Annotated in this window: 21 protein-coding genes and 2 pseudogenes; 8 read left to right on the top strand and 15 right to left on the bottom strand. The window is 51.7% G+C overall.

Translation table 11 applies throughout. The features are described from left to right. Positions 1-182: 182 nt before the first annotated feature. Complete coding sequence (ispB, locus tag JC793_RS18055; RefSeq protein WP_052926776.1) at positions 183-1154, top strand: octaprenyl diphosphate synthase; 972 nt, start codon at positions 183-185, stop codon at positions 1152-1154. A 39-nt stretch (positions 1155-1193) separates the two neighbouring features. On the opposite strand, the gene JC793_RS18060 is transcribed toward ispB, so the two are convergent. Continuing rightward, complete coding sequence (locus JC793_RS18060; protein ID WP_046894266.1) at positions 1194-1580, bottom strand: DNA-binding protein; 387 nt, start codon at positions 1578-1580, stop codon at positions 1194-1196. Between the two features lie 579 nt (positions 1581-2159). Here JC793_RS18060 and JC793_RS18065 point away from each other — a divergent pair. Next, entirely contained in the window at positions 2160-2426 is a 267-nt protein-coding gene (locus tag JC793_RS18065) for a helix-turn-helix domain-containing protein (RefSeq protein ID WP_046894265.1), read from the top strand. Between the two features lie 93 nt (positions 2427-2519). On the opposite strand, the gene mdh is transcribed toward JC793_RS18065, so the two are convergent. Further along, positions 2520-3458 (bottom strand): malate dehydrogenase, encoded by a 939-nt coding sequence (mdh, locus tag JC793_RS18070; protein ID WP_024474260.1) that lies wholly within the window; start codon positions 3456-3458, stop codon positions 2520-2522. A gap of 448 nt (positions 3459-3906) precedes the next feature. Between mdh and argR the strand changes: the two genes are divergently transcribed. Then, on the top strand, positions 3907-4377 hold the full coding sequence (argR, locus tag JC793_RS18075; protein ID WP_004234524.1) for a transcriptional regulator ArgR: 471 nt from the start codon (positions 3907-3909) through the stop codon (positions 4375-4377). Positions 4378-4476: 99 nt separating this feature from the next. On the opposite strand, the gene mpl is transcribed toward argR, so the two are convergent. Beyond that, entirely contained in the window at positions 4477-5829 is a 1353-nt protein-coding gene (gene mpl / locus JC793_RS18080; RefSeq protein WP_218426944.1) for a UDP-N-acetylmuramate:L-alanyl-gamma-D-glutamyl-meso-diaminopimelate ligase, read from the bottom strand. Between the two features lie 167 nt (positions 5830-5996). Here mpl and fbp point away from each other — a divergent pair, with 167 nt between their 5' ends. Continuing rightward, positions 5997-7010: a class 1 fructose-bisphosphatase gene (fbp, locus tag JC793_RS18085; protein ID WP_046894263.1), complete on the top strand. Its 1014-nt coding sequence runs from the start codon at positions 5997-5999 to the stop codon at positions 7008-7010. Between the two features lie 95 nt (positions 7011-7105). Further along, positions 7106-7636, top strand: a complete 531-nt coding sequence (gene ppa / locus JC793_RS18090; RefSeq protein WP_046894262.1) for an inorganic diphosphatase — start codon at positions 7106-7108, stop codon at positions 7634-7636. Between the two features lie 67 nt (positions 7637-7703). Here ppa and JC793_RS18095 read toward each other — a convergent pair whose 3' ends face one another. The 3 genes and pseudogenes from JC793_RS18095 to tamA all read right to left on the bottom strand — a co-directional run bounded on the left by JC793_RS18095 (position 7704) and on the right by tamA (position 13584). After that, positions 7704-8066: a gamma-glutamylcyclotransferase family protein gene (locus tag JC793_RS18095; protein WP_046894261.1), complete on the bottom strand. Its 363-nt coding sequence runs from the start codon at positions 8064-8066 to the stop codon at positions 7704-7706. 3 nt (positions 8067-8069) lie between these two features. After that, a pseudogene (gene tamB / locus JC793_RS18100) lies at positions 8070-11841 on the bottom strand (autotransporter assembly complex protein TamB). Further along, positions 11841-13584: pseudogene (gene tamA, locus JC793_RS18105) on the bottom strand (autotransporter assembly complex protein TamA). The pseudogenes tamB and tamA overlap by 1 nt, the downstream one beginning before the upstream one ends. Positions 13585-13717: 133 nt before the next feature. Here tamA and msrA point away from each other — a divergent pair. Both msrA and paeA read left to right on the top strand, forming a co-directional pair. After that, entirely contained in the window at positions 13718-14383 is a 666-nt protein-coding gene (msrA, locus tag JC793_RS18110) for a peptide-methionine (S)-S-oxide reductase MsrA (protein WP_046894258.1), read from the top strand. A 178-nt stretch (positions 14384-14561) separates the two neighbouring features. Next, positions 14562-15932, top strand: a complete 1371-nt coding sequence (gene paeA / locus JC793_RS18115) for a polyamine export protein PaeA (RefSeq protein WP_166708784.1) — start codon at positions 14562-14564, stop codon at positions 15930-15932. Between the two features lie 35 nt (positions 15933-15967). On the opposite strand, the gene JC793_RS18120 is transcribed toward paeA, so the two are convergent. The 3 genes from JC793_RS18120 to bamJ form a co-directional block, all read right to left on the bottom strand. Continuing rightward, complete coding sequence (locus JC793_RS18120; protein WP_004234508.1) at positions 15968-16174, bottom strand: DUF1107 domain-containing protein; 207 nt, start codon at positions 16172-16174, stop codon at positions 15968-15970. Between the two features lie 331 nt (positions 16175-16505). Next, the gene (cysQ, locus tag JC793_RS18125) at positions 16506-17246 is read right to left on the bottom strand and encodes a 3'(2'),5'-bisphosphate nucleotidase CysQ (RefSeq protein ID WP_046894256.1); all 741 of its coding nucleotides are present in this window, start codon (positions 17244-17246) and stop codon (positions 16506-16508) included. Positions 17247-17384: 138 nt separating this feature from the next. Further along, on the bottom strand, positions 17385-18005 hold the full coding sequence (gene bamJ, locus JC793_RS18130; RefSeq protein WP_004241369.1) for a BamJ family beta-barrel-assembly machinery protein: 621 nt from the start codon (positions 18003-18005) through the stop codon (positions 17385-17387). Positions 18006-18226: 221 nt separating this feature from the next. Between bamJ and JC793_RS18135 the strand changes: the two genes are divergently transcribed. Then, positions 18227-18808 (top strand): LysM-like peptidoglycan-binding domain-containing protein, encoded by a 582-nt coding sequence (locus JC793_RS18135; protein WP_166708786.1) that lies wholly within the window; start codon positions 18227-18229, stop codon positions 18806-18808. Positions 18809-18883: 75 nt separating this feature from the next. Here JC793_RS18135 and rplI read toward each other — a convergent pair whose 3' ends face one another. From rplI to rnr, 6 genes are all read right to left on the bottom strand, one after another. Further along, positions 18884-19333, bottom strand: a complete 450-nt coding sequence (rplI, locus tag JC793_RS18140) for a 50S ribosomal protein L9 (protein WP_025154545.1) — start codon at positions 19331-19333, stop codon at positions 18884-18886. Between the two features lie 38 nt (positions 19334-19371). After that, the gene (gene rpsR, locus JC793_RS18145; protein WP_004234502.1) at positions 19372-19599 is read right to left on the bottom strand and encodes a 30S ribosomal protein S18; all 228 of its coding nucleotides are present in this window, start codon (positions 19597-19599) and stop codon (positions 19372-19374) included. Between the two features lie 4 nt (positions 19600-19603). Further along, positions 19604-19921: a primosomal replication protein N gene (gene priB / locus JC793_RS18150; protein WP_102831429.1), complete on the bottom strand. Its 318-nt coding sequence runs from the start codon at positions 19919-19921 to the stop codon at positions 19604-19606. Between the two features lie 5 nt (positions 19922-19926). Continuing rightward, positions 19927-20316 carry a 30S ribosomal protein S6 gene (gene rpsF, locus JC793_RS18155; protein ID WP_046894253.1) on the bottom strand — a complete coding sequence of 130 codons (390 nt, stop codon included), beginning with the start codon at positions 20314-20316 and terminating at the stop codon, positions 19927-19929. Between the two features lie 151 nt (positions 20317-20467). Next, positions 20468-21202 carry a 23S rRNA (guanosine(2251)-2'-O)-methyltransferase RlmB gene (rlmB, locus tag JC793_RS18160; protein ID WP_052926772.1) on the bottom strand — a complete coding sequence of 245 codons (735 nt, stop codon included), beginning with the start codon at positions 21200-21202 and terminating at the stop codon, positions 20468-20470. A gap of 78 nt (positions 21203-21280) precedes the next feature. Next, a complete protein-coding gene (gene rnr, locus JC793_RS18165) occupies positions 21281-23719 on the bottom strand; it encodes a ribonuclease R (RefSeq protein WP_052926771.1) in 2439 nt (812 codons plus the stop codon). Between the last annotated feature and the right edge of the window lie 10 nt (positions 23720-23729).

Raw genomic sequence — 23729 nt, forward strand, 5'->3', positions numbered from 1 at the left:
TACGCAAAAATGCCGCAAATGACAAGTGCTGAAAACGATCTAATGATAAAAAAATCGTCACTTTACAGATAGCCGTTTATTTGCGGCTTTTTTACAGTACAATCACAAAATATAAAAAAACGCTGCTATCATAAACCATTACCTTTGATCGGGATGTCAAAAACAAGGTTAAAGCAAGTCATATGAACTCAGAACAAATAATCGCGCTGACGGCGGATGATATGGCCGCAGTCAATCAAAAGATTCAAAAACAGCTGACCTCAGACGTATCGCTCATCAACCAGCTGGGTTATTACATTATCAGCGGCGGCGGGAAACGGATCCGCCCGATGATCGCCGTACTGACCGGCCGGGCTCTGGGCTATGACGGCGACAAACATATTCAGGTGGCGGCACTGATCGAATTTATCCATACCGCCACCCTGCTGCACGACGATGTGGTGGATGAATCCGACATGCGCCGCGGCAAACAGACGGCTAACGAAGTGTTCGGTAATGCTGCCAGTGTGCTGGTCGGGGATTTTATCTACACACGATCTTTTCAGATGATGACGGATCTGGATTCCATGCGAGTGCTGAAACTGATGTCAGAAGCGACAAACGTGATCGCGGAAGGTGAAGTACTGCAACTGATGAACTGCAACGATCCGGATATCAGCGAAGCGGATTACATGCAGGTTATCTACAGCAAAACCGCCCGTCTGTTTGAAGCCGCCTCGCAATCTGCCGCGATTCTGGCCGGTGCCACCGCGGAGCAGGAGAAAGCATTGCAGGATTACGGCCGGTATCTCGGCACGGCTTTCCAGCTGATCGATGATGTTCTGGACTATGATGCGGATAATACGACACTCGGTAAAAATACCGGGGATGATCTCGATGAAGGCAAGCCGACACTTCCGCTGCTTCATGCCATGCACAACGGCAATGCGGAAGAATCCGCGCTGATCCGTCAGGCGATAGAACAGGGTAACGGGCGTCATCTGCTGGAGCAGGTGCTTACCGTGATGAAGCGCTGCGGCTCTCTGGCATACACCTATGCCCGCGCCGAAGAAGAAGCAGACAAAGCGATCGCATCGCTGTCTGCACTGCCGGACTCTCAGTACAAAGATGCCCTGGCAGGTCTGGCACATATCGCGGTCCGCCGCTCTGCCTGATCACAGAGAAAAAACGGGATCTGTAAAGATCCCGTTTTTTTATTCCGGTTTTTCGTCCTGCTCCCGGCTGCCCGGAAGCTCCTGTGCATCGAGATGCTGGATCAGTTTAGCTAAACCTTCCCGCAGAATGAACGTGACAATTTTTTCGCGCTCCTCTCTGGTGAGCTGATAATAAGCTTCCACCCAAATCAGAAACGCATCCTGCCGCTTTGCCTGATAGCTCGCGCTGTTGTCACACGCATGCAGGATTGCCTGAACTTCATCCGGCAGACTATCGATACTGTACTCGACTGCTTTTCCCTGCACGCCGCGCTTGCGCCGCTGATGCCAGCCTTCCCGTCTCGCCATCAGGTTGACACCTTGAGGAGATGATGGCAAGCCCGCCAAACCAACCAATTCCTTCGCGGAATACCATTCTTTTTTCATCTTTTCTCCTGCAACCCATTTTCAGCAAAAAATCGGCAATTTCTGTGTTTAAACTGCGTGAATCTGCCGGGCACTTTCCTAAAAATGACAAATGCTTTATCTGCACTGAATTTTTTAACTAATTCCGGATCTACACCGATTTTTACGGGATTATTTTACAAACACAAGGATAAAACATTATTTATTTGTGAATAATCGGCATATTTTGTTACAACAACGGTAAGCACTTAATACAATGATCGTCGGGCAGAAAATGAGATCCGGCTCAGTGCTGCTGACGTATCACACCTGGTAACAGATAAAAATCGCTTTTGTTTCATCAACAAACTCCTTATGTTAAGTAAGCAAATATGCTTACCTCATTCAGTCCTTTGCGTTACCTGCACATTTTCATTCTGTTTCTTAATTCTGTAACAGAGTTCAAAAAAGATATTTTTAAGAAAAAATTTAAGAAAATATTTAGAAAAATAATGGTATTTTATTTTCTTAATAACGAATTGAATTCATCTTTAATGTGATGGCAACCCGTTATTTATACCACTAACACGGCATTAATCTAAAATAAAAAGGACTCAATATATGGATTCCGGTAAATCTGACTGGCACCCTGCTGATATTATTGCTGCGCTGAAGAAACGGGGGACAACCCTGGCCGCCCTGTCACGTAACGCAGGGCTCAGCTCCTCAACGCTCGCCAATGCGCTCTCCCGCCCGTGGCCGAAAGGTGAATGGCTCATCGCAGACTTTCTCGCCGTCCATCCGTCGGAGATTTGGCCCAGCCGTTATTTTAATTCTATCACAGGTGAATTATTAGATAGGAAAATAAGAGTGAAGGTAACTAATTAATTTCAATATATAGTTATAAAAACAATAAAACCGCTAATCATAATTAGCGGTTTTATTTACGGCTCAAAAAAATAAATACAACTATTTAATAACTCAGCTGTTAATAAATTTCTCGCCAAGTGCAATATCCGCTTTCAGCACATCCAGCATGCCGTTAAGCGCTTTCTCTTCATAGGCGCTGAGTGACCCGATATCCAGACGCTTTTCAACACCGTTTTTGCCTAATACGACCGGCTGGGCAAAGAAACGGGCATATTTGCCGTCGCCTTCGGTGTAGGTGCATTCCACCACATTGCTTTCACCCTGCATGGCGCGAACCAGTGACAGACCGAAACGTGCAGCAGCCTGGCCCATAGAAAGTGTCGCGGACCCGCCGCCTGCTTTGGCTTCCACAACTTCTGTACCCGCGTTCTGAATACGCTTGGTCAGGCTGTCAATTTCCGCATCACTGAAGCTGACGCCCGGGATCTGAGACAGCAGCGGCAGAATAGTCACACCGGAGTGTCCGCCGATAACCGGCACTTCCAGCTCCTGTGGTTTCTTCCCTTTCAGTTCCGCCACAAAGGTGTTGGAGCGGATAATATCCAGCGTGGTAACGCCGAACAGACGATTTTTGTCATACACACCGGCTTTTTTCAGCACTTCTGCCGCAATAGCTACCGTGGTGTTTACCGGGTTGGTGATGATACCGATTAACGCTTTCGGGCAGGTTTTGGCAATTTTTTCCACCAGATTACGCACGATCCCTGCGTTCACATTAAACAGATCAGAACGATCCATGCCGGGTTTACGGGCCACACCGGCAGAAATCAGGACAATATCCGCACCTTCTAATGCAGGGGTAGGATCTTCCCCGGCAAATCCGGTGATCCGGACGTCTGTCGGAATATGGCTGAGATCTTTTGCCACACCCGGAGTGACCGGTGCGATATCATATAAAGTAAGATCTGAACCGGAAGGAAGCTGGGTTTTAAGAAGAAGGGCGAGAGCCTGACCAATACCACCTGCTGCTCCGAGAACTGCAACTTTCATCCTGAGACTCCTTAACTTGGGACGGTTAGCACGATTGCGCATCAGGCGCGAATCCGTGCATGAGGGCTGTGAATACAATATTTTAACAGACTGATTGCATATTCACGCATTTGAATCTGTTTGTCTATTGTTATCCATTCTAAACAAATCGCTTATCTGTTAATGAGATAAGGAACACTATTTTGACAATTATTTTACTTTAAGAGCACTTATAGTCATGTGCGTTAATATAACAATGCGTAACTGCTAACAACATCATTTAATTAACAATATATTTACCTATGGTGATAACCTGGTCAGAACCATAAGCAATGTCAATTACGTGAACTGATCACCAGTTTTGACCATTAATGCGGTTTATCCGGGTCAGACCACAGGGTTTAATTTGCATAAAAATGCATTTTTCCGCATAATAATAAAGTCCGTATCCAAATTTTCAGGAAAGACTATGCGTGCACCTTCTAAACAGGAAGATCTGATCAAGGCGTTTAAGGCGCTGTTGAAAGAAGAAAAATTCAGCTCTCAGGGGGAGATTGTCACCGCCCTGCAGGAAGAGGGCTTTGAGAATATTAATCAGTCCAAGATTTCCAGGATGCTGACCAAGTTCGGTGCTGTCCGCACCCGTAACGCAAAAATGGAAATGGTTTACTGTCTGCCTGCGGAACTGGGTGTTCCGACAGCCACCAGCCCGTTAAAAAACCTGGTGCTGGATATTGATTACAATGACTCGGTGGTGGTTATCCGTACCAGTCCGGGCGCAGCGCAGCTGATTGCCCGCCTGCTGGATTCCATCGGCAAATCCGAGGGTATTCTCGGCAGTATCGCCGGGGATGACACCATTTTCTCGACACCGGCCAAAGATTTCACCACAGAACAGCTTTACGAAGCGATTCTTGCCCTGTTCGAACAGGAACTGTAATCCGCCGTTAATCATACAAAAACCGCGCGGTACTGATGTCCCGCGCGGTTTTTTTTCTTAGTCTTCAAATTCTCAGCTTTCACATTCTCAGCTGTCAGATTACTTCAGCTTTTCCAGCAGTTTATCGTGGATACCGCCGAAGCTGCCGTTGCTCATCACCAGGATATGATCTCCCGGCTGAGCATGCCCGGCCACCATATTGACCAGTGCGTCCGGGTCTCCGGTCCAGTAAGCCGGCTGCACACAACGCTCGGTAATTTCACTGACCAGCCACGGAATATCTGCCGGCTGGAAGATAAACACTTCATCCGCACGACCCAGCGCAGGCGCGATATCGTCTTTGCTGATCCCCATTTTCATGGTGTTTGAGCGCGGTTCCAGCACCACAAGAATACGGGCGGTACCCCCGACCTTACTGCGCAGTGCCTGTAATGTGGCCAGAATCGCCGTCGGGTGATGTGCAAAGTCATCGTAGATACTGATGCCGTTTACCTGACCGCGCAGCTCAAGGCGGCGGCGGGCGTTGATAAATTTACCCAGAGCACGGCAGGCTTCCGCCACCGGCACGCCGACGTGATGTGCGGCAGCAACCGCCATCAGGGCATTCTGCATATTATGCTCACCCACCAGTCCCCAGGTCACACGGCCGCTGATTTCGCCGTCATAGCGCACATCGAACTCACCGCAGTCATTAGTGATTTTCTCTGCCTGCCAGCGGGCATTATCGCCGGTATACTCTTCTTCACTCCAGCAGCCCATACCGATCACCTGTTTAAGATTGGCGTCCTGGGCAGGTGCAATAATTTTGCCGTCACCCGGCACCACACGCACCAGATGATGGAACTGTTTTTCAATTGCCGCGAGGTTTTCAAAGATATCCGCGTGATCAAATTCGAGGTTGTTAAGCAGCAGTGTACGCGGGCTGTAATGCACAAATTTCGAGCGTTTATCAAAGAATGCACAGTCATATTCATCGGCTTCAATAACAAAGAACGGACTGTTACCCAGTGTGGCGGAGACATCAAAGTTCCCCGGAACACCGCCGATCAGGAAGCCCGGCTGATAACCGCAGTCTTCCAGAATCCAGGCCAGCATACCGGCTGTGGTGGTTTTCCCGTGAGTACCGGCAACCGCCAGCACCCAGCGTTCCGGTAAGACATGGTCATGCAGCCACTGCGGGCCGGAGGTGTAAGGGATTCCCAGGTTCAGCACCGCTTCAACACACGGATTTCCGCGCTTCATGGCATTGCCGATCACCACCATATCCGGACGCGGCGTCAGTTGTGCCGGGTCGTAACCGGTGATCAGTTCGATCCCCTGCTCTGTCAGTAAATCACTCATCGGCGGGTAGACGTTCTGATCCGAGCCGGTCACTTTGTGCCCCTGTGCGCGGGCCAGGATAGCCAGGCTGCCCATGAAGGTGCCGCAGATACCGAGAATATGAATATGCATTATTTTTTATCCAATAGCATGACGTTGGTCACTATTCTAACCATCTCTCAAAAGAACTGAAACGGATTAGCCTATCAATTATGATTTTCTTTGGCTAAACTTGCACCCGCGTTTACGGGCAACCGCTTTCGTAATACTTTTATTTCACCCACTTCAGGACGTACGTCATGAAAACATTAGGCGAATTTATCGTCGAAAAACAGCAGGACTTTTCTCACGCCACCGGAGAACTGACTGCACTCCTCTCCGCGATTAAGTTAGGCGCTAAGATTATTCACCGTGATATCAACAAAGCCGGGCTGGTTGATATCCTTGGTACTAATGGTATCTCAAACGTGCAGGGCGAAGTCCAGATGAAACTGGATCTTTACGCCAACGAGAAACTGAAAGCCGCGCTGAAAGCCCGTGGTGAAGTTGCCGGTATTGCCTCTGAAGAAGAAGACGACATTGTTGTTTTTGAAGGCGGCCGTGCGGAAAACGCCAAATATGTGGTTCTGATGGACCCGCTCGACGGCTCATCCAACATTGATGTGAATGTGTCAGTCGGTACTATTTTCTCTATTTATCACCGTATCACCCCGCTGGGCCAGCCGGTCACCGAAGCTGACTTCCTCCAGCCGGGCAACCGCCAGGTCGCTGCCGGTTACGTGGTGTACGGCTCATCCACCATGCTGGTTTACACAACCGGTAACGGTGTTCACGCCTTCACCTATGATCCGTCCCTGGGTGTGTTCTGCCTGTGTCAGGCTGATATGAAATTCCCGGAGAACGGCAAAATGTATTCCATCAACGAAGGGAACTACATCCGTTTCCCTGTCGGCGTGAAAAAATACATCAAATACTGCCAGGAAGAAGATCCTGCGACAGATCGCCCGTACACCACCCGTTATATCGGCTCGCTGGTAGCGGATTTCCACCGCAACCTGCTCAAGGGCGGGATCTACATCTATCCGAGCACCGCAAGCCATCCGAGCGGCAAACTGCGCCTGCTGTACGAGTGCAACCCGATGTCATTCCTCGCGGAACAGGCAGGCGGTAAAGCGAGTGACGGTAAGAACCGCATCCTCGATATCATTCCGGAAAAACTCCACCAGCGTTCACCGTACTTTGTCGGTACCCGCTCAATGGTAGAGAAAGCAGAAAGCTTTATGGCGGAATTCCCGGACGAAAACGGGAAGTAAGCAAGAGTAAGAGAAGGAAAAGGCGGTATACCACCGCCTTTTTTTCGTTATAATATCCGCCACGCTATTTGTTCTGAAGATTAAGGAATCCGTTCATGAGCCTGAATAATGTTCCTGCAGGTAAAGATCTGCCGGAAGATATCTATGTTGTTATCGAAATCCCTGCCAACGCAGATCCGATTAAATATGAAGTTGATAAAGAATCCGGCGCACTGTTTGTTGACCGTTTCATGTCAACCGCCATGTTCTACCCGTGCAACTACGGTTACATCAACCACACCTTATCTCTGGATGGTGACCCGGTAGACGTGCTGGTACCGACTCCGTATCCGTTACAGCCGGGTTCAGTGATCCGCTGCCGTCCTGTCGGCGTGCTGAAAATGACTGACGAATCAGGTGAAGATGCCAAACTGGTTGCGGTTCCGCACACCAAACTGAGCAAAGAATACGATCACATCAACGATGTGAACGACCTGCCTGAACTGCTGAAAGCTCAGATCACGCATTTCTTCGAGCACTACAAAGATCTCGAAAAAGGCAAATGGGTAAAAGTTGACGGCTGGGAAGATGCCGCAGCAGCAAAAGCTGAAATCATCGCTTCTTTCGAACGCGCTGCAAAAAAATAATCCGCAGTCCGTTTCAGAGACAAAAAAAACCGCTGTTTTCACAGCGGTTTTTTTATTCACAGGGAAATCATTCGCTTTCCGGGTCTGCTTCCTCGTGCCGTTTCAGCCAGTCCCCGCAATTTATCTTCACCAGTCCGTCCACCGGACGCTGATATAAGTAAATCCAGGCACTGCCGTACGGCGTTGAAACCAGTTCACGCCGGTAATCCTGACCATCTTTTTTTAATTCATCCAGCTCAGTCAGGATCGACGAGGAGATCCGGTACACTTCACATTCGATCGAACCGGTTCCCGGCACCACCGCAGGATAGTGTCCCAAATCATACAGGTCATAGCCTTCAAGCGTATATTCTCCCAGCAGGGCGGCATAGGTCATCCAATGATGGTTGCCCTGTTTCTGCCGCAAACTGCCATAAACGATCACTCGCATATATTAAAACTCAAACTGATAAAGCAGATCGATCGCCTGGTTAACACCAGACACCGCTTCCAGATATAACCTGGGCATTAACCTATAGCGTAACGTTAAGGTCGCTAAGGAGTCAAATATACCGACACCATATTTTACCTGCAGATCATTGGTTATCTTACCGCTGACCACAACCTGCGACTTATCGCCCACGCCCTGGGTATCCAGCGCCAGATCCGAAATACCGAATGTCTCACCGATTTTTCCGACTAACTGCCCGCTTTGTGCCACACCGAGGCTGATCAGCATGGAGGTCATCTGCGAGCTGTCCGCATCCCCGGTATCCAGCCCCTCACCACGCAGCAGGTAAGAGAGCGCATTTTCCTGAGACATCGCCGGATCAGAGAATATTTCCACTTTCGGTCTGTCAGCAAGCCCGGTCACGCGAACCCCCGCAATCACGCCGTTGGCGGTGTTATCCGGGTTACGGATCGCTTCCAGATTGAGGAACGGCTGGTCAGCAGGACCGGAGAACAGGATCTGTCCTTTACGTACCAGCAGATCCTGCCCGTAAGCATGGAAGCGTCCGCGCGGAATATCCACCTGGCCGTTAAGTCCCAGTCCCTGCTTATCCTGAGCGACTTTCAGATCCCCGGTCAGTTTTGCTTTCAGACCAAAAGCATCCAGCAGCACATCATCACCGATATGGATACGCAGATTACTCAGGATCGGAATGCTGGTCTGTTTTTCATGGATCGGCTGTAAATTATCATCCAGCATCACTTCATCAGAGGTGGCACTGACGGCGGAATCCGGGACTTCATGTACTGTGATCCGTGCCCACGGAATATTGACCGTACCGTCCAGTTTCAGCATGGATGGCGTGGCCTCAAAGACCAGATCCGGGCTGACATCAATCCGCACCATCGGCGGCAGCGAAACACGCAGTTTGTCACCCTGTGCAAAAATCTTCGCACTCCAGGCATCCATTCTGCGCCAGTCCGCGTTACCGCTGAGGTTGAGATACCCTTCCGGTGTTTTGATGTTTCCGCTGAGATCAGAGCGGGCGCCGTCGAAATTCACATTCAGTCCGCCGGTCGTGATATCGAACGGCAGAAGACGTCCGCTGACCGCGAGGTCAGATAATCCCAGCTGACCAAACAGCAGCGGCGATGCCGCGTTACCGCCCAGACGCAGCGCGGCATTCAGCCGACCGGTGGCTTTATCGCCTTTGCCGAGCAGCGGTTTCAGCAGATCCAGCGAGATATTGTCGATACCGACATTGCCGCTCAGCTGACGGCGTTTTTCCAGATCAGTAATCTGGACATTACCGTTAATCTTCCCGTTACCGGCAATGGCAATCAGCCACTGAAGATTCAGTTTGCCGTTCTTCATGGCGGCGGTCAGTGTCAGAGTATCAAACGCGACCGGCAGATTCGTGCCTTCCAGGTTCTGCACCACCTTCACGCCGTTACCTTTCAGGGACGCGTCAATCACCGGCTGTGAGCCGTCCGCAAACCAGCGGACATTGGCATTACCGCTGAATACGCCGTCCAGCCGGGTATCCTGGCCGAGGAACGGTTTAATCATCGCCAGGTCAAAACGTTCCAGGGCTACAGACGCATTACCGGAAGCCCCGGCAGTGATCGGTTTCGGCACACAGATACGGGCATCCGGATTCACCCAGCAATGGGTGCCGATGGTCACTTCCTGTTTTTCATTCAGATAGGTCAGTGCCATCGCCTTACTGAGTGACCACTCACCCACCGGTGTGTCAAAGCGGGTATTATTCAGCGTGCCTTTCCAGGTTTCGGTTTTACGATCAAATCCGCCGTTCAGCATCAGCTGTGCGGAGACCGGTTCGCCTTTCATGGTCAGTTTCAACTGATGCTGTGCTTCTGTGCCTTTGGCATTCAGGGTCAGATTGCTGATCACCAGATCCGCCTGTTTCAGCTGATTCACAGTGACATCCAGCTGACCTTTGATCTGTTCCGCAGAAGTGATATCCCCTTTGATTTTGGCATCCGCCACGGACAGATCGTTCTGCCATTTCAGGCTGTTAACCGTCAGATCAGCAAGGATCTGCGGTTTTTCCATATTACCGCGGACATTAAGCTTCCCTTTGATGGTTCCCGCCAGACCCGGAACCAGCCCGCCGAGCGCCGGTGCATTGATATCGGCATCCAGCTTCCAGTTATCCGCCAGCTGTCCGCGGACATCCAGTTTATTGTTACCCAGCGCCAGTTTCAGATCGGGGATCGTCCACTGACCACCCGCGTTACCTTTCACATTACCGCGCGCTTTCAGCGGATAGGTTTTCACTTTGCCGTCAAGGGTGATATCCGGGATTTCAAGCTCCCAGTTACCGCCGTACAGGCTGCCCCGGGTACTGATTTTACCGTCCACTTTGGCCGGCCATTCCGGATAAGCTTTTGCGGTATTCAGCCCGGAAAGTGTCAGTACTGCCTGCCAGCTGATGGCTTTCTGCCAGTCCGCCACCCCGGTCACTTCCGCAAAGCCCTGTAACGCATTCAGACGCAGGCGGGTGAGATTAAGCTGTTCTGTATTCCCTTTGGCATCCAGGGTCAGCAGAGCGGGGGGGGATGTCCTTACCTTTGATATCTGAACGCAGGGAGAGATCGTAACCACTCACTTTTCCGTTAAGACGCAGTTTCACACCATCAAGCTGATAGTCCGCCTCTCCGGTCAGCGGCCAGCTGACTTTCTGACTTTCCAGTGTCAGCAGCAGCGGCAGATCAGCCTGTGTCAGATTGGTTTGTGCATCCAGCGTGGCATTAACCGGCCCTTTCAGCGCCAGTGCCAGTTTCAGTTCATCCAGCAGTCCGCCGTTCAGGCTGAGATCAAGATCCTGCCCGCTGAATTTATCAAAATCACGGACATGGCCTTTAACAGACAGCGCCACCGGCCATTTTTCACTGAGCGCCACTTCCCCGCTGATCGCGATATTGCCCTGCGGTGCATCGGCAGACAGATCGCTGAGGGTCAGCACCTGACCTTTGTTAAACAGCGCCAGATGCAGGGAATTGAGAGTTACCGGTGCATCACCGCTCACCTGCCAGTTCTCACCGGAAATACCTTCCACTGAGATATTCAGCGGCAGAATAACCTCCGGCAGTTCTGCCAGCATCGGCTGAGCAAAAATCTCACTGATGGTTTCACCTAACGGCTTCTCCGGTGCATCCGTTGCCGGTGCCGGTTCTTCTGCCGCAGCCGGGTCACTTTTCGGCAGCACAACAGAAAGGGCATTAATCACCGTTGGTTTCAGCGTCAGCTGATCGCCCTGCCAGGTCATGGCGGTACGGAAAGTATCCAGATTCACCGCCATGTCATCCACGGTAACCTGTGTGTCAGTCACGGAAAGCGAATCAAGGAAAATGGTCAGCGGTGCATTCAGCTCTGTCAGCGGCTCTGACGGCGGGGTTTCTTCTGACGGCGGCAGTTTTGCGGTATCGACAGCAACCCGTGTGCCGTCCGTGCTGAGGTTTTCAACACAGAGTGTCATGTCTTTCAGGCAGCTCAGGCGCAACGCCAGATCAACCTTATCCACACTGACATCAATACCGGGCATGGTGTACTTCACCTGTTTCAGGGTCAGATTACGCAGATCGCCCTCAACCTGGCCGATAGTCAGGCCGGATACCATACGCGGCGCGAGATTCAGGGCAAAGTGCAGCCCGGATTGTGTACCCAGTACCCAGCCGAGTGTACCGCCAATCATCAGGATCAGTACCAGCAGAATGATTGCCGGCCACTTCAGATACTTCAGCCATTTCATCAGAGTTCTGCCCCCAAGCCGATGTAAAACTGGATATTTTTCGTCTGGTCATCCCCTACCGGCGCGGCAAGGTCAAACTTGATTGGCCCGACCGGCGATGCCCAGCGCACCCCGACACCGGCACCGGTTTTGAAATTACTTCGTTTGATATCATTCACCACTTCACCGCTGTCAACAAATACGGCACCCCACCAGTCACCGGTCACGTTGTACTGATATTCCAGCGAACCGACGACCATCCGCGAACCGCCGGTCAGTTTGCCGTCAGAATCTTCCGGTGAGATTTTGTTGTAACGATAACCACGGATGCTGCCGTCGCCACCGGCGAAGAAACGCAGATCCGGCGGGACTTTGTCAAAATTATTGGTTTCAATCCAGCCGAGATTACCGCGCATCACAAAGCGGTGGCCATCCCACGGTGTCCGTATCCAGACGTTACGGGCGCGGAAAATGGAAAAATCCACATCCGAGCCCCACATTTCATTGGAAACATCCACCGAGTAACGCTGACTGTCCCCCCAGGACGGCATCATCCCGCCCCGCGAACGGACGCGGCTGACATTCACGCCCGGATAGAGCAGCATAGTGGTGTTCGTGATATCCGCCTGGGTAAAGTGGCTGAGGCTCCAGCGCATATTGATGCCGTACTGCCAGCCGGTGGATAAATCCCAGTTACGGGAAACACTGACGGTGGCGGTATCGGCTTTGGTATCGTTCAGATCGGTCCGTTTATACCCGCCGGAAACGGCGTAATACTGCTCGATCGGATTAACCTTCAGCGGGATGCGGTAAGAGGTATCAATGATCTGTTCCGGGGCGGACAGGCTGATACTGGAGGTCAGGCTGTGGCCTCTTGAGTTCACCCACGGCTTATTCCATTTCGCCTGAACACGCGGCCCCACATCGGTGGCAAAACCACCACCCAGCTCAACGAAGTTTTGCGCACGCGGGGTGAAAGACGCATCCATGGTCAGATAATCACTGTTATCCGCCCGCGCCTGTGCAATATCCGGGGTGACGATCGCTGACTGGAACCAGCCGGTTTCCGCCAGCAGACGGTTAAATTCCGCCAGCTGCTCCGAGGTGTAATAATCCCCCTCTTTAAAGGGCACCAGACCTTCCAGATAGGCATCTCTGATTTGCGATCCCTGGTAATTTACCTTACCGAAACGGTATCGTTTGCCACTGTTAAACACAAAGTCCCAGTAGGCTGCGTGACGGGAAAGGGCAATGCCGAGCTGGCTTTTTTCCATCTCCGCATCAAAATAGCCGCGTTTTAAGGCCAGCCCGGATAATCCGCTTTTAAAACTTTCGTACTCGCCGTGATTGACGACAGTCCCGGTTTCCGGTGTATTTTTAGTAATAAATTTTTTGAACGCCGGATCAGTTTTTGCCGCACCTTTGATATCCACGGTAACCCCGGCAATTTTAACCGGTTCCCCCGGAACCACCCGGGCATACAATACCGGACGCGCAGGTGGTGTATTATCCTGATAATCAAACGTGATTACCGGCTCATAATACCCCAGCGGACGAAGCCCTTCTTTGATGGCTTTTTCCACCCTGGCACGAAAACGGCCGTCAGCCACGACTTCATCGGTCGTGATAGTGGAAAGCTGGACTCTTGCATTTTTTTTCAAGTTGCCCGTCGAGCCCTTCCACTTTTAAGCGAAGATTTGCACTATAGGCCAGAGGGGATGTGAGAGACACAGCGACAACACAAACAAGAGGGTACCGGATCACATCAACTCCTGAATTTCTGAGATTTGACTGAGATAAATGAAAATTATTTGAAGTTTACTATAGATACATAAGATAAATAACCTGAAATCTGCTGATAATGCACCGATTATTCTTAAAACAGGAGCCACCGCAAATGACACAAAACACCACTCAATACCCGCAGGACACCATTGTATCTCCTGTTTCCGCCGCCGATGCACTGCCTGACAGCGCCGTGGCGCTGACTATCAGCCCGCGCCATACCGTGACCGGCCATGATGTGAACCATGTGCCTGACGGCTTTGATACTGCGTATTTCGCCATGGGCTGTTTCTGGGGCGTGGAGCGTCTGTTCTGGCAACAGCCGGGTGTGTACAGCACAACTGCCGGGTATACCGGCGGCACGACAAAGAACCCAACCTACGACGATGTCTGCACCGGCAGAACCGGACATGCCGAAGCCGTCCGGGTGGTCTATGACCCGTCCGTCATCAGCTATGCCGATCTGCTGCGTCTGTTCTGGGAAAACCACGACCCGGCACAAGGCATGAAACAGGGCGGCGATATCGGATCACAATACCGTTCCGCGATTTATACCCAGTCTGACAGCCAGCGCGTGCAGGCCCTTGCTTCGCGTGAGCAGTATCAGCAGGCGATGAATGAGAGTCAGGACAGCCGCAGTATCACCACGGCCATCCGCCCTCTCGGCCCGTTTTATGTGGCTGAAGATTACCACCAGCAATATCTGGATAAGAACCCGGAAGGCTATTGCGGACTCGGCGGGATCGGTGTTTGTCTGCCGCCTTCGCTGAGAAACTAGTCGTTTTTCCCGTTCCGGTGCTATACTGCACATCCGCGCACAGACAAATTGGATGCTCTGTGCGCCTTTCTTTTTTTATATCCGATACTTATGCTCTATATATCTAAAATAACCGGTCGCCACGCATAATCAAGAACAGCGTGCCAGGAGGCAATCGTGCCGGCCATTCGGAACTTATATGTTAAATAGTTTATTAATCGTCCTGTTACTGTGCGCGATCAGCGCATTCTTTTCGTTATCTGAAATATCACTGGCCGCCTCACGGCGTATCAAACTCAAGGTCATGATTGACGAAGGCAATACCAATGCCGCCCACGTGCTCCGCTTACAGGAAGCGCCGGGAATGTTCTTCACCGTGGTGCAAATCGGCCTGAACGCCGTGGCTATCCTCGCCGGTATTGTCGGCGAATCTGCCTTTTCACCGGCACTCCGCACCCTGTTCGGCAATTTTATGGCCGACGCCGCAGCACAACAGCTCGGCTCAATACTGTCATTTATTATCGTGACCTCCATGTTTATCCTGCTGGCGGATCTGACCCCGAAACGTCTCGGCATGATCAAACCGGAAGCGGTCGCCATCCGGATTGTCCAGCCGATGCGTTTTTGTCTGACAGTTCTGCGTCCGCTGGCCTGGCTGTTTAACGGGTTATCTAACCTGTTCTTTAAATTATTCAAAATTCCGCTGGCCCGTAATGAAGATATCACTTCTGATGATATTTACGCGGTGGTGGAAGCGGGTGCCGTGGCCGGTGTGCTGCGCAAGCAGGAACACGAACTGATCGAAAACGTGTTTGAGCTGGAATCCCGGACTGTACCGTCAGCCATGACTTCCCGCGAGAGCGTGGTCTATTTCGACAAACAGGAAAACGAAGAGAGCATCAAAGAGAAGATCTCCACGCAGCCACATTCGAAATTCCTGGTGTGTGACGGCGGGCTGGATCATGTGCTCGGCTATGTCGATTCTAAAGATCTGCTGAACCGCGTACTGAACGGCCAGAGCCTGAATCTGCGCGAAGGTGTGCAAATCCGCCCGGCACTGATGATACCGGATACGCTGAGCCTGTCAGATACCCTGGAAGGCTTTAAAAATGCCGGGGAAGACTTCGCTATCATTCTGAATGAATACGCCATGGTGATGGGTGTCATCACTATCAATGACGTGATGATTACGCTGATGGGGGATTTGGTCGGTCAGGGGCAGGAAGAACAGATTGTTGCCCGTGATGAAAATTCCTGGCTGATTGAGGGCGGCACCCCCATTGAGGATGTACAGCGGGTACTGGATATCGATGAGTTCCCGGATGACAGTAATTATGAAACCATCGCCGGGTTCCTGATGTACAAACTGCGTCGCATCCCGAAACGGACAGATTCCGTGAAATTCTCAGGCTACAAATTTGAAGTGGTTGATATCGATAACTACAAGATTGACCAGCTGCTGGTCACACGTATTGCGGATACACCGGTAATGCCGCGTCCGTCAGCGGCGGAAAGCAGTAAAGAGGGTCAGTCTGACGTGGCACACAGCGAACAGCGCCAAAAACCGTAAAACTAACCCTTCTTCAATCAGTCAGGTATTGTGATTTATGCCAGCTGCGCCTGCAGCAACGATACCTGCTGATTAATTTCACTCATTGCACTCAGGTGGCGTTTGTCTCTGATTTTCGGCGGTAAAATCTTGCCGTAGTCAAATTCAAACGCGCCCATTCCCTGTATATACAGGCGGCCGCGGAATAATGTCTTCACGTAGCGGGCGATCTGAGCCGGGTTGTAACGGGCGAAAATTTTCATCGTACTTATGTCCTCCCCTTTACCTTTTCTTTCATGCCTAAGGTATGACCCGATTCTACCACCCGGGTTCATTAATCAAATGATTTAATCACTATTTTTACATAAAATGACACTTCACTACGACTTACTTCACAAATCATCACGAAAAACGATCCCCGTCACACTATAAAAGTGAAATAATAACCCCATAATTACTATAAGTTTTATAAATAATTTCAGGGTGAAATACAGGAACTGACATTATCAGGCAGGAGATTTTCCGGGCGGAGAAAAGTCAGTGTAATTTGCATAACCATGCAAATTACACTGTTATTCAGGAATAAAATGGCAATCAGAAACTGCTGACACGGAATCCCGGGTTTATCAGTGATTCACGTGGTGTATAGTCGAGCGTTTTACCACTCCAGTCCGTGATATGCGCTCCCGCCGCGAGTGCGACGGCATGTCCTGCCGCGGTATCCCAGATATGGGTCGGGTTAAAGCGCGGATAGAGCTGGGCTTTACCTTCTGCCACCAGACAGAACTTAAGGGATGAGCCGATAGCCCGGGTTTCATGCGGTCCCAGCTGTTCCAGATAATCTGCCAGTTCCGCATCCTGATGTGAGCGGCTGATCACCACCATCGGCAGATCCGTATTAACCACTTTGATTGCCATTCGCTGCCCGCCCCGCTCGCGCCAGGCGTGTTTACCTTCCGCCAGATAGAGAATATCCGGTACCGGCGCATACACCACACCGAGTACGGGCACGCCGCCGGAAATCAGGGCAATATTGACCGTAAATTCGCCGTTGCGGCTGATAAATTCTTTGGTGCCGTCAAGCGGGTCCACCAGCCAGTATTGGGTCCAGTGCTGCCGCTCAGACCACGGCTGCGGATCTTCCTCTGAAAGCACCGGGATATCCGGTGTCAGGGCGTTCAGTTCCTGCACGATGATGTGGTGCGCGGCTAAATCCGCGGCGGTTAAAGGGGAGTTATCCGCTTTGGCGGAGATGGTCAGTGTGTCGGGATGATGGTAGATATCCATGATTGCGTCGCCCGCCCGCCGGGCCAGCAGACAAATTTGATTGAGCATCCTTCACCTCTTTCACAGAACGGTTAGTGAGTCGCGTCGTAATCCTGTTCACGTCTCCGGAGACCTGAGTATAGAAATAAAAATGGCCGGTGAAAACCGGCCATTTCGCATATTCTGTTTTTGTCAGCAAAGAGAGTATTACAGGATCTCCAGCAGCTCCACTTCGAATACCAGTGTGCTGTACGGCGGGATTGCCGCACCGGCACCACGCTCACCGTACGCCAGGTTGCTCGGGATATACAGTTCCCACTTGGAGCCGACCGGCATCAGGGTCAGTGCTTCAATCCAGCCCGCGATCACGCCGTTTACCGGGAATTCAGCAGGCTGACCGCGCTGTACGGAGCTGTCAAACACAGTACCGTCGATCAGACGACCGGTGTAGTGAACACGGACACGGTCAGTACGCGCCGGGATCGCACCGTCGCCCTGATTGATGACAGAGAACTGCAGGCCGCTTTCAGTAGTGGAAACGCCCTCTTTCTTCGCATTCTCTTCCAGGAAACGCATTCCGTCTTTGACCAGTTCAGCCTGTTTTTCATTGCGGACAGCATCAGCACGCTCATGCATTTCACGCAGGGCACGATGCAGAACATCCACCGCCACAGCAGGCTGATTATTTTCCAGTGCATCAGTGATACCGGCCAGAATGGCTTCCGGTACTAATCCGCTCAGTCCTGATTCCTGTAATTGCTGGCCGATTTGTAAGCCGATTCCGTAGCTTGCCTGTGCTTCCATCGTGTCAAAAGTCGGTTGTGTCATGAGAGATACCTGATTAATAAATTAAGACGGATAAGCATAACAGCAGGATGTACCCCGGTAAACCCGATAATCAGTGAAAGCTGATGCAACCCTGTGATTACCGGAAAACAGCATAATCAATTTATAAAACAAGACTAATTCCGAATAATTTCAGTACGTCTGCTGCTACACTGGAATAATACCGGAGGATAATTATTCATGCTGAAAAGCGGGAGATTCTGATGAGACTACTGCCAAAGCGCCATCTTTACGCCATCACCGCTATTGCGCTGATTGTCATGCTTGTCCTGATATTCTGGCCTGCCGCACAGAAGCCCCCGGTGATCGTGCCTTCGCAGAATATCACGCTGACGCCGCCGGCTGATCCGCTGGGTGACCTGATAGCAGAGCAGACCGGTACACCACCGGATACCGCAGCTGTTACTCCCGATTTACCGCTGCCGGATAACCTCCCGCCGGGCGCACTGAACACCGGACCGGCTCCCCAGCCCGTTACCGAACAACCTCCGGCCAGCGCAGAACAGACTCCTGCACCTGTACAGGACAGTACACTGCGTTTCACCCTCAAAAAAGGTCAGACATTAGCTCAGGTATTTCGCAGCAACGGATTGCCGGTCGATGACTTATTCCGCATGACGGCGGTTGAAGGGCCGCAGAAACCGCTGAATCAGGTGGAATCCGGGGATAAAATCAGCGTGACCAAAGGAAAGGGAAACACGGTCTCAGTGCTGAGAATTGATAAGGCCAACGGGCAGTCCGCCACCTTTAAACGACAGAAAGACGGCAGTTACCGCCGCTCTTAACCGTTGTTTTGTCACATAAAAAAAACGCTGGCCTGAGCCAGCGTCTTTCAAAGATGTTTACCGTGTAATCAGAGATTACTCAGCAACAATCTTCACATTCAGTTCTGCAAACACGTCGCTGTGAACCTGGAAGTGAACTTCGTGATCACCCAGAGTACGCAGAACGCCGTTTGGCAGACGAACTTCGCTTTTCGCCACTTCAACGCCGGCTGCAGTTACAGCATCAGCGATGTCACGGGTACCGACAGAACCGAACAGTTTACCTTCGTCACCCGCTTTGGAAGACAGAGTCACAACGCCCAGGGCATTGATTTTCTCTGCGCGAGCGTGTGCTGCGGCCAGAACGTCAGCTAATTTAGCTTCCAGTTCTGCGCGGCGCGCTTCGAAGAATTCGATGTTTTTCTTGGTTGCAGGAACTGCTTTACCTTGCGGTACTAAGAAGTTACGTGCATAACCAGATTTAACATTTACCTGGTCGCCCAGGCTGCCCAGGTTTGCTACTTTATCAAGCAGAATAACTTGCATTACCTTATCCTCTTAAAGTCATTAATGGACTGTGCCGATTACTGATGACGATCAGTGTAAGGCAGTAAAGACAGGTAGCGTGCACGCTTGATAGCACGAGCGAGCTGACGCTGATATTTCGCACTGGTACCGGTGATACGGCTTGGTACGATTTTACCACTTTCAGTGATATAGTTTTTCAGCGTAGCGATGTCTTTATAATCAATCTCTTGAACGCCTTCTGCGGTGAAACGGCAGAATTTACGACGACGGAAATAACGTGCCATATGGCTAGTCTCCAGAATCTATCAATTCAATATGTTCGGCATGAAGAACCAGTTTCGATAATCCATTTCGCCCCTGATGGGTGCTGATGAATCCCTGAACGGTTATCTGACTGCCGACCGTTATACTGCGAGTAATGGTTTGGATCGTCTGTCCGCTGGCAACCACGGGCATTCTGCACCATGCCTGCCTGGTAAGTCCGGCTTCCTGCTGTTGTGAGCGGTGCTCAAGCACAAACTGACAATGCGGAATTCCGGCCGGGCTGACTTTCCGGGTGGGTTCCCTGCACACTGTGCCGGATAACACCAGACGGTTAGCGGACACCGTTATTACTCTTCAGTTTCCTCAGCTTCATCATTTTCTTCAACGTCGTCAGACATGTCGCGCGGGCGACGTTCGTCTTTCGCTTTAACCATTGGAGAAGGTTCAGTCACCGCGTGCTTAACGCGCATAACCATGCTGCGGATAACGGCATCATTGAAGCGGAAAATAGTTTCCAGCTCGTCAATCACTTCCTGCGGAGCTTCAACGTTCAGCAGAACGTAGTGTGCTTTGTGCAGTTTGTTGATTGGGTAAGCCAGTTGGCGACGACCCCAGTCTTCGAGACGGTGGATCTGACCTTCTGCGTTAGTAATAGCAGTTTTATAACGCTCGATCATTGCCGGTACTTGTTCGCTCTGGTCCGGATGAACCATGAAGACGATTTCGTAATGACGCATTAGTAGTGCTCCTTACGGATTATTAGCCTCCTGTCCGGGCAACCGCAACCCTGAGAGGCAAGGAACTTGTTTAAGTGCGGCTGAAAAATTTGACGCATAACTATACTCATACCCGCCTCAAAAGACAAGGTAATAAGTGTGTGATGCGGGATTATTTTCCGCGCTGACGCACAGCCTCAAACAGGCAGACGCCCGTTGCCACCGAGACATTCAGGGAGGATACCGCTCCGGCCATCGGAATGCTGATCAGTTCATCGCACAGGTCGCGGGTCAGGCGGCGCATGCCTTCTCCTTCCGCACCCATCACCAGCGCCACCGGGCCGGTCATTTTGCTCTGATACAGATCATGAGTCGCTTCACCGGCCGTACCGACAACCCAGATATTTTCGTCTTTCAGCTGGCGCAGTGTGCGGGCCAGGTTAGTGACACGGATCAGCGGTACGCTTTCCGCCGCGCCGCACGCGACTTTTTTCGCCGTCGCATTCAGCTGCGCGGAACGGTCTTTCGGAATGATCACCGCATGCACACCGGCGGCATCTGCGGTACGCAGACAGGCACCGAGGTTGTGCGGATCCGTCACACCGTCGAGCACCAGCAGAAACGGTGTTTCATGCTCTGCCAGCAGATCAGGCAGATCCTGCTCCTGATACTGACGGCCGCCTTTGACTTTGGCAATAATACCCTGATGAACAGCCCCTTCGGTCTGGCCGTCCATCCACTGACGGCTGGCCACCTGGACGCGGACACCCGCGGCTTCCAGAGCATGCACAACCGGAGTCAGACGGCGGTCTTCACGTCCTTTTAAAACAAAAACTTCAAGAAAACGGCTGGGATCACGCGCCAGCAGAGCATCCACGGCGTGGATACCATAAATAATTTCACTCATAACGTTCCGTTTGTTGCGGGACAATAAGCGTAATGAGGCGTTACCGCCTCATTACGGGAAGATATAAACCAAAGGCAGTTACTTCGCAGCTTTTTTCTTCGCGCGTTTCGCCTTTATATTGGCTTCGATTTTTTTGGTCCGGGCTGATTTCTTACTTTTCGGTGCTTTCGGGCCGTCCTCTTTTTTCTTCTTGCGGAACGCACTGTCCGGTTCGAAGTTTTTGTCACGGCGCGGATCAGCTTTCTTACCATCCCGGCGCTTGTCCCCTCTGTCACCGGCTTTCGCCCGGGTTCTCGCGGTTTTGCCTTCATTACGGGCACGGCGGGTGGTTGAAATCAGCGCGAAATCAATGGTGCGCTCATCCATATGCACGGCTTCCACCCGGATTTCAACTTCATCACCCAGGCGGTATACATTAGAGGACGATTCACCAATCAGACGCTGGCCGACATTATCGTAGCGGTAGTAATCGTTATCAAGTGTTGATACGTGTACCAGACCATCGATAAACAGATCATTGAGACGGACAAAGAAACCGAAACCGGTCACGCTGGTGATAAGCCCGGTAAAGACATTCCCCACCTGATCCTGCATAAAGTCACACTTCAGCCAGTCCGCCACATCGCGGGTGGCTTCATCAGCACGGCGCTCCGTCATGGAGGTGTGCTCACCCAGCTGAAGCATACTCTGCATATCATAATGCCATGCACCGGTCTGCGATTTCGCCTCGCCGCGCTCTTTTGCCAGCAGGTACTTAATCGCACGGTGCAGGCTCAGATCCGGATAGCGGCGGATCGGTGAGGTAAAGTGGGCATACGCCGGTAACGCCAGGCCGAAGTGGCCGCGGTTATCCGGATCATAAATCGCCTGTTTCATCGAGCGCAGCAGCATGGTCTGTAACAGTTCGTGGTCAGGACGTTCCGCCACTTCCAGCATGACACGGGCGTAATCTTTCGGCTCCGGTGTCAGGCCGCCCGGCAGGGTCAGACCCAGTTCATTAAAGACAGTACGCAGGTTGGTAACGCTGTCCTCTTTCGGACGATCATGCACACGGTACAGCGCCGGTTCATTGTTTTTCTCAACGAAACGGGCTGCGGCAACGTTCGCCATGATCATACATTCTTCGATCAGTTTGTGCGCATCATTGCGCAGTACCGGCTCGATACGTTCAATGCGTTTTTCCGCATTGAAAATAAATTTCGCTTCTTCGGATTCAAAGGCAATCGCGCCGCGCTCGTCACGGGCTTCCGCCAGTGCTTTATAGAGTTTATGCAGCTCTTCCAGGTGTTTGACCAGCGGCGCGTAATGCTCACGCAGCTCTTCATCGCCTTCGAGGATTTTCCACACTTTGGTGTAGGTCAGACGGGCGTGTGAGCTCATTACCGCTTCATAGAAACGGTAACCGGAAAGCTTACCTTTCGCCGAAATCGTCATTTCACACACCATACACAGGCGGTCAACCTGCGGGTTCAGTGAGCAGACACCGTTCGACAGTACTTCCGGCAGCATCGGTACAACCTGTGACGGGAAGTAAACAGAGGTTCCCCGGCTGCGGGCTTCATCATCCAGCGCCGTCTGCGGACGCACATAATAACTGACGTCAGCAATTGCCACCCACAGACGCCAGCCGCCGCCGCGTTTGGCTTCGCAGTGTACGGCGTCATCAAAGTCACGGGCATCTTCGCCGTCGATAGTCACCAGCGGCAGGTCGCGTAAATCAACACGGCCTTTTTTAGCGGATTCCGGTACTTCCTCGCGGATATCCGCAACCTGGCGTTCCACCTGTTCAGGCCAGGTAAACGGAATTTCATGTTTGCGCAGGGCAATATCCACAGCAATGCTGGTGCCCATTTTCTCGCCCAGCACTTCAGTGATAACACCGAGCGCCTGCACGCGTTTGCCCGGACGGCGGGTCAGTTCCGCCACCACGATATTTCCCATCCGTGCGCCGTTAATCGACTCTTTCGGGATCAGAATATCAAAGCACAGGCGGCTGTCATCCGGCACGACAAATCCCATGCCTTCTTCGGTAAAGTAACGGCCGACAATCTGGCCGGTTTTTGGCTCAACGACACGCACAACGCGCGCTTCGCGGCGGCCTTTGCGATCAGCTCCCATCACCTGAACCAGGATCACATCCCCGTGGATGCATAATTTCATCTGATCCTGCGGGATGTAGAGATCGTCTTTTTGTCCTTCGACACGCAGGAACCCGAAGCCATCACGATGGCCGATCACGGTTCCTTTAATTAAATCAAGGCGTTCCGGTAAGGCGTAGCACTGACGGCGGGTAAAGACCAGCTGCCCGTCACGTTCCATTGCGCGCAGGCGGCGGCGCAGGGCTTCCTGAGCCTCTTCACCGCTGATCCCCAGTTCCTGTGCGATATCGTCGCGGCTCACCGGTTTGGTGTGACGGCGGACAGTTTCAAGAATAAATTCACGGCTCGCGATCGGAGATTCGTATTTTTCCGCTTCGCGCTCACGGTAAGGGTCGTTTGATTGTTTTTCCACTGACATTATATCCTCC

The sequence above is a fragment of the Morganella morganii genome (genome assembly GCF_019242955.1).
Lineage (GTDB): Bacteria > Pseudomonadota > Gammaproteobacteria > Enterobacterales > Enterobacteriaceae > Morganella > Morganella sibonii.

Bases quoted from the DNA above. Each gene is read 5' to 3' on its own strand.
- ispB (WP_052926776.1), top strand. From the start codon at position 183: ATGAACTCAGAACAAATAATCGCGCTGACGGCGGATGATATGGCCGCA.
- JC793_RS18060 (WP_046894266.1), bottom strand. From the start codon at position 1,580: ATGAAAAAAGAATGGTATTCCGCGAAGGAATTGGTTGGTTTGGCGGGC.
- JC793_RS18065 (WP_046894265.1), top strand. From the start codon at position 2,160: ATGGATTCCGGTAAATCTGACTGGCACCCTGCTGATATTATTGCTGCG.
- mdh (WP_024474260.1), bottom strand. From the start codon at position 3,458: ATGAAAGTTGCAGTTCTCGGAGCAGCAGGTGGTATTGGTCAGGCTCTC.
- argR (WP_004234524.1), top strand. From the start codon at position 3,907: ATGCGTGCACCTTCTAAACAGGAAGATCTGATCAAGGCGTTTAAGGCG.
- mpl (WP_218426944.1), bottom strand. From the start codon at position 5,829: ATGCATATTCATATTCTCGGTATCTGCGGCACCTTCATGGGCAGCCTG.
- fbp (WP_046894263.1), top strand. From the start codon at position 5,997: ATGAAAACATTAGGCGAATTTATCGTCGAAAAACAGCAGGACTTTTCT.
- ppa (WP_046894262.1), top strand. From the start codon at position 7,106: ATGAGCCTGAATAATGTTCCTGCAGGTAAAGATCTGCCGGAAGATATC.
- JC793_RS18095 (WP_046894261.1), bottom strand. From the start codon at position 8,066: ATGCGAGTGATCGTTTATGGCAGTTTGCGGCAGAAACAGGGCAACCAT.
- msrA (WP_046894258.1), top strand. From the start codon at position 13,718: ATGACACAAAACACCACTCAATACCCGCAGGACACCATTGTATCTCCT.
- paeA (WP_166708784.1), top strand. From the start codon at position 14,562: ATGTTAAATAGTTTATTAATCGTCCTGTTACTGTGCGCGATCAGCGCA.
- JC793_RS18120 (WP_004234508.1), bottom strand. From the start codon at position 16,174: ATGAAAATTTTCGCCCGTTACAACCCGGCTCAGATCGCCCGCTACGTG.
- cysQ (WP_046894256.1), bottom strand. From the start codon at position 17,246: ATGCTCAATCAAATTTGTCTGCTGGCCCGGCGGGCGGGCGACGCAATC.
- bamJ (WP_004241369.1), bottom strand. From the start codon at position 18,005: ATGACACAACCGACTTTTGACACGATGGAAGCACAGGCAAGCTACGGA.
- JC793_RS18135 (WP_166708786.1), top strand. From the start codon at position 18,227: ATGAGACTACTGCCAAAGCGCCATCTTTACGCCATCACCGCTATTGCG.
- rplI (WP_025154545.1), bottom strand. From the start codon at position 19,333: ATGCAAGTTATTCTGCTTGATAAAGTAGCAAACCTGGGCAGCCTGGGC.
- rpsR (WP_004234502.1), bottom strand. From the start codon at position 19,599: ATGGCACGTTATTTCCGTCGTCGTAAATTCTGCCGTTTCACCGCAGAA.
- rpsF (WP_046894253.1), bottom strand. From the start codon at position 20,316: ATGCGTCATTACGAAATCGTCTTCATGGTTCATCCGGACCAGAGCGAA.
- rlmB (WP_052926772.1), bottom strand. From the start codon at position 21,202: ATGAGTGAAATTATTTATGGTATCCACGCCGTGGATGCTCTGCTGGCG.
- rnr (WP_052926771.1), bottom strand. From the start codon at position 23,719: ATGTCAGTGGAAAAACAATCAAACGACCCTTACCGTGAGCGCGAAGCG.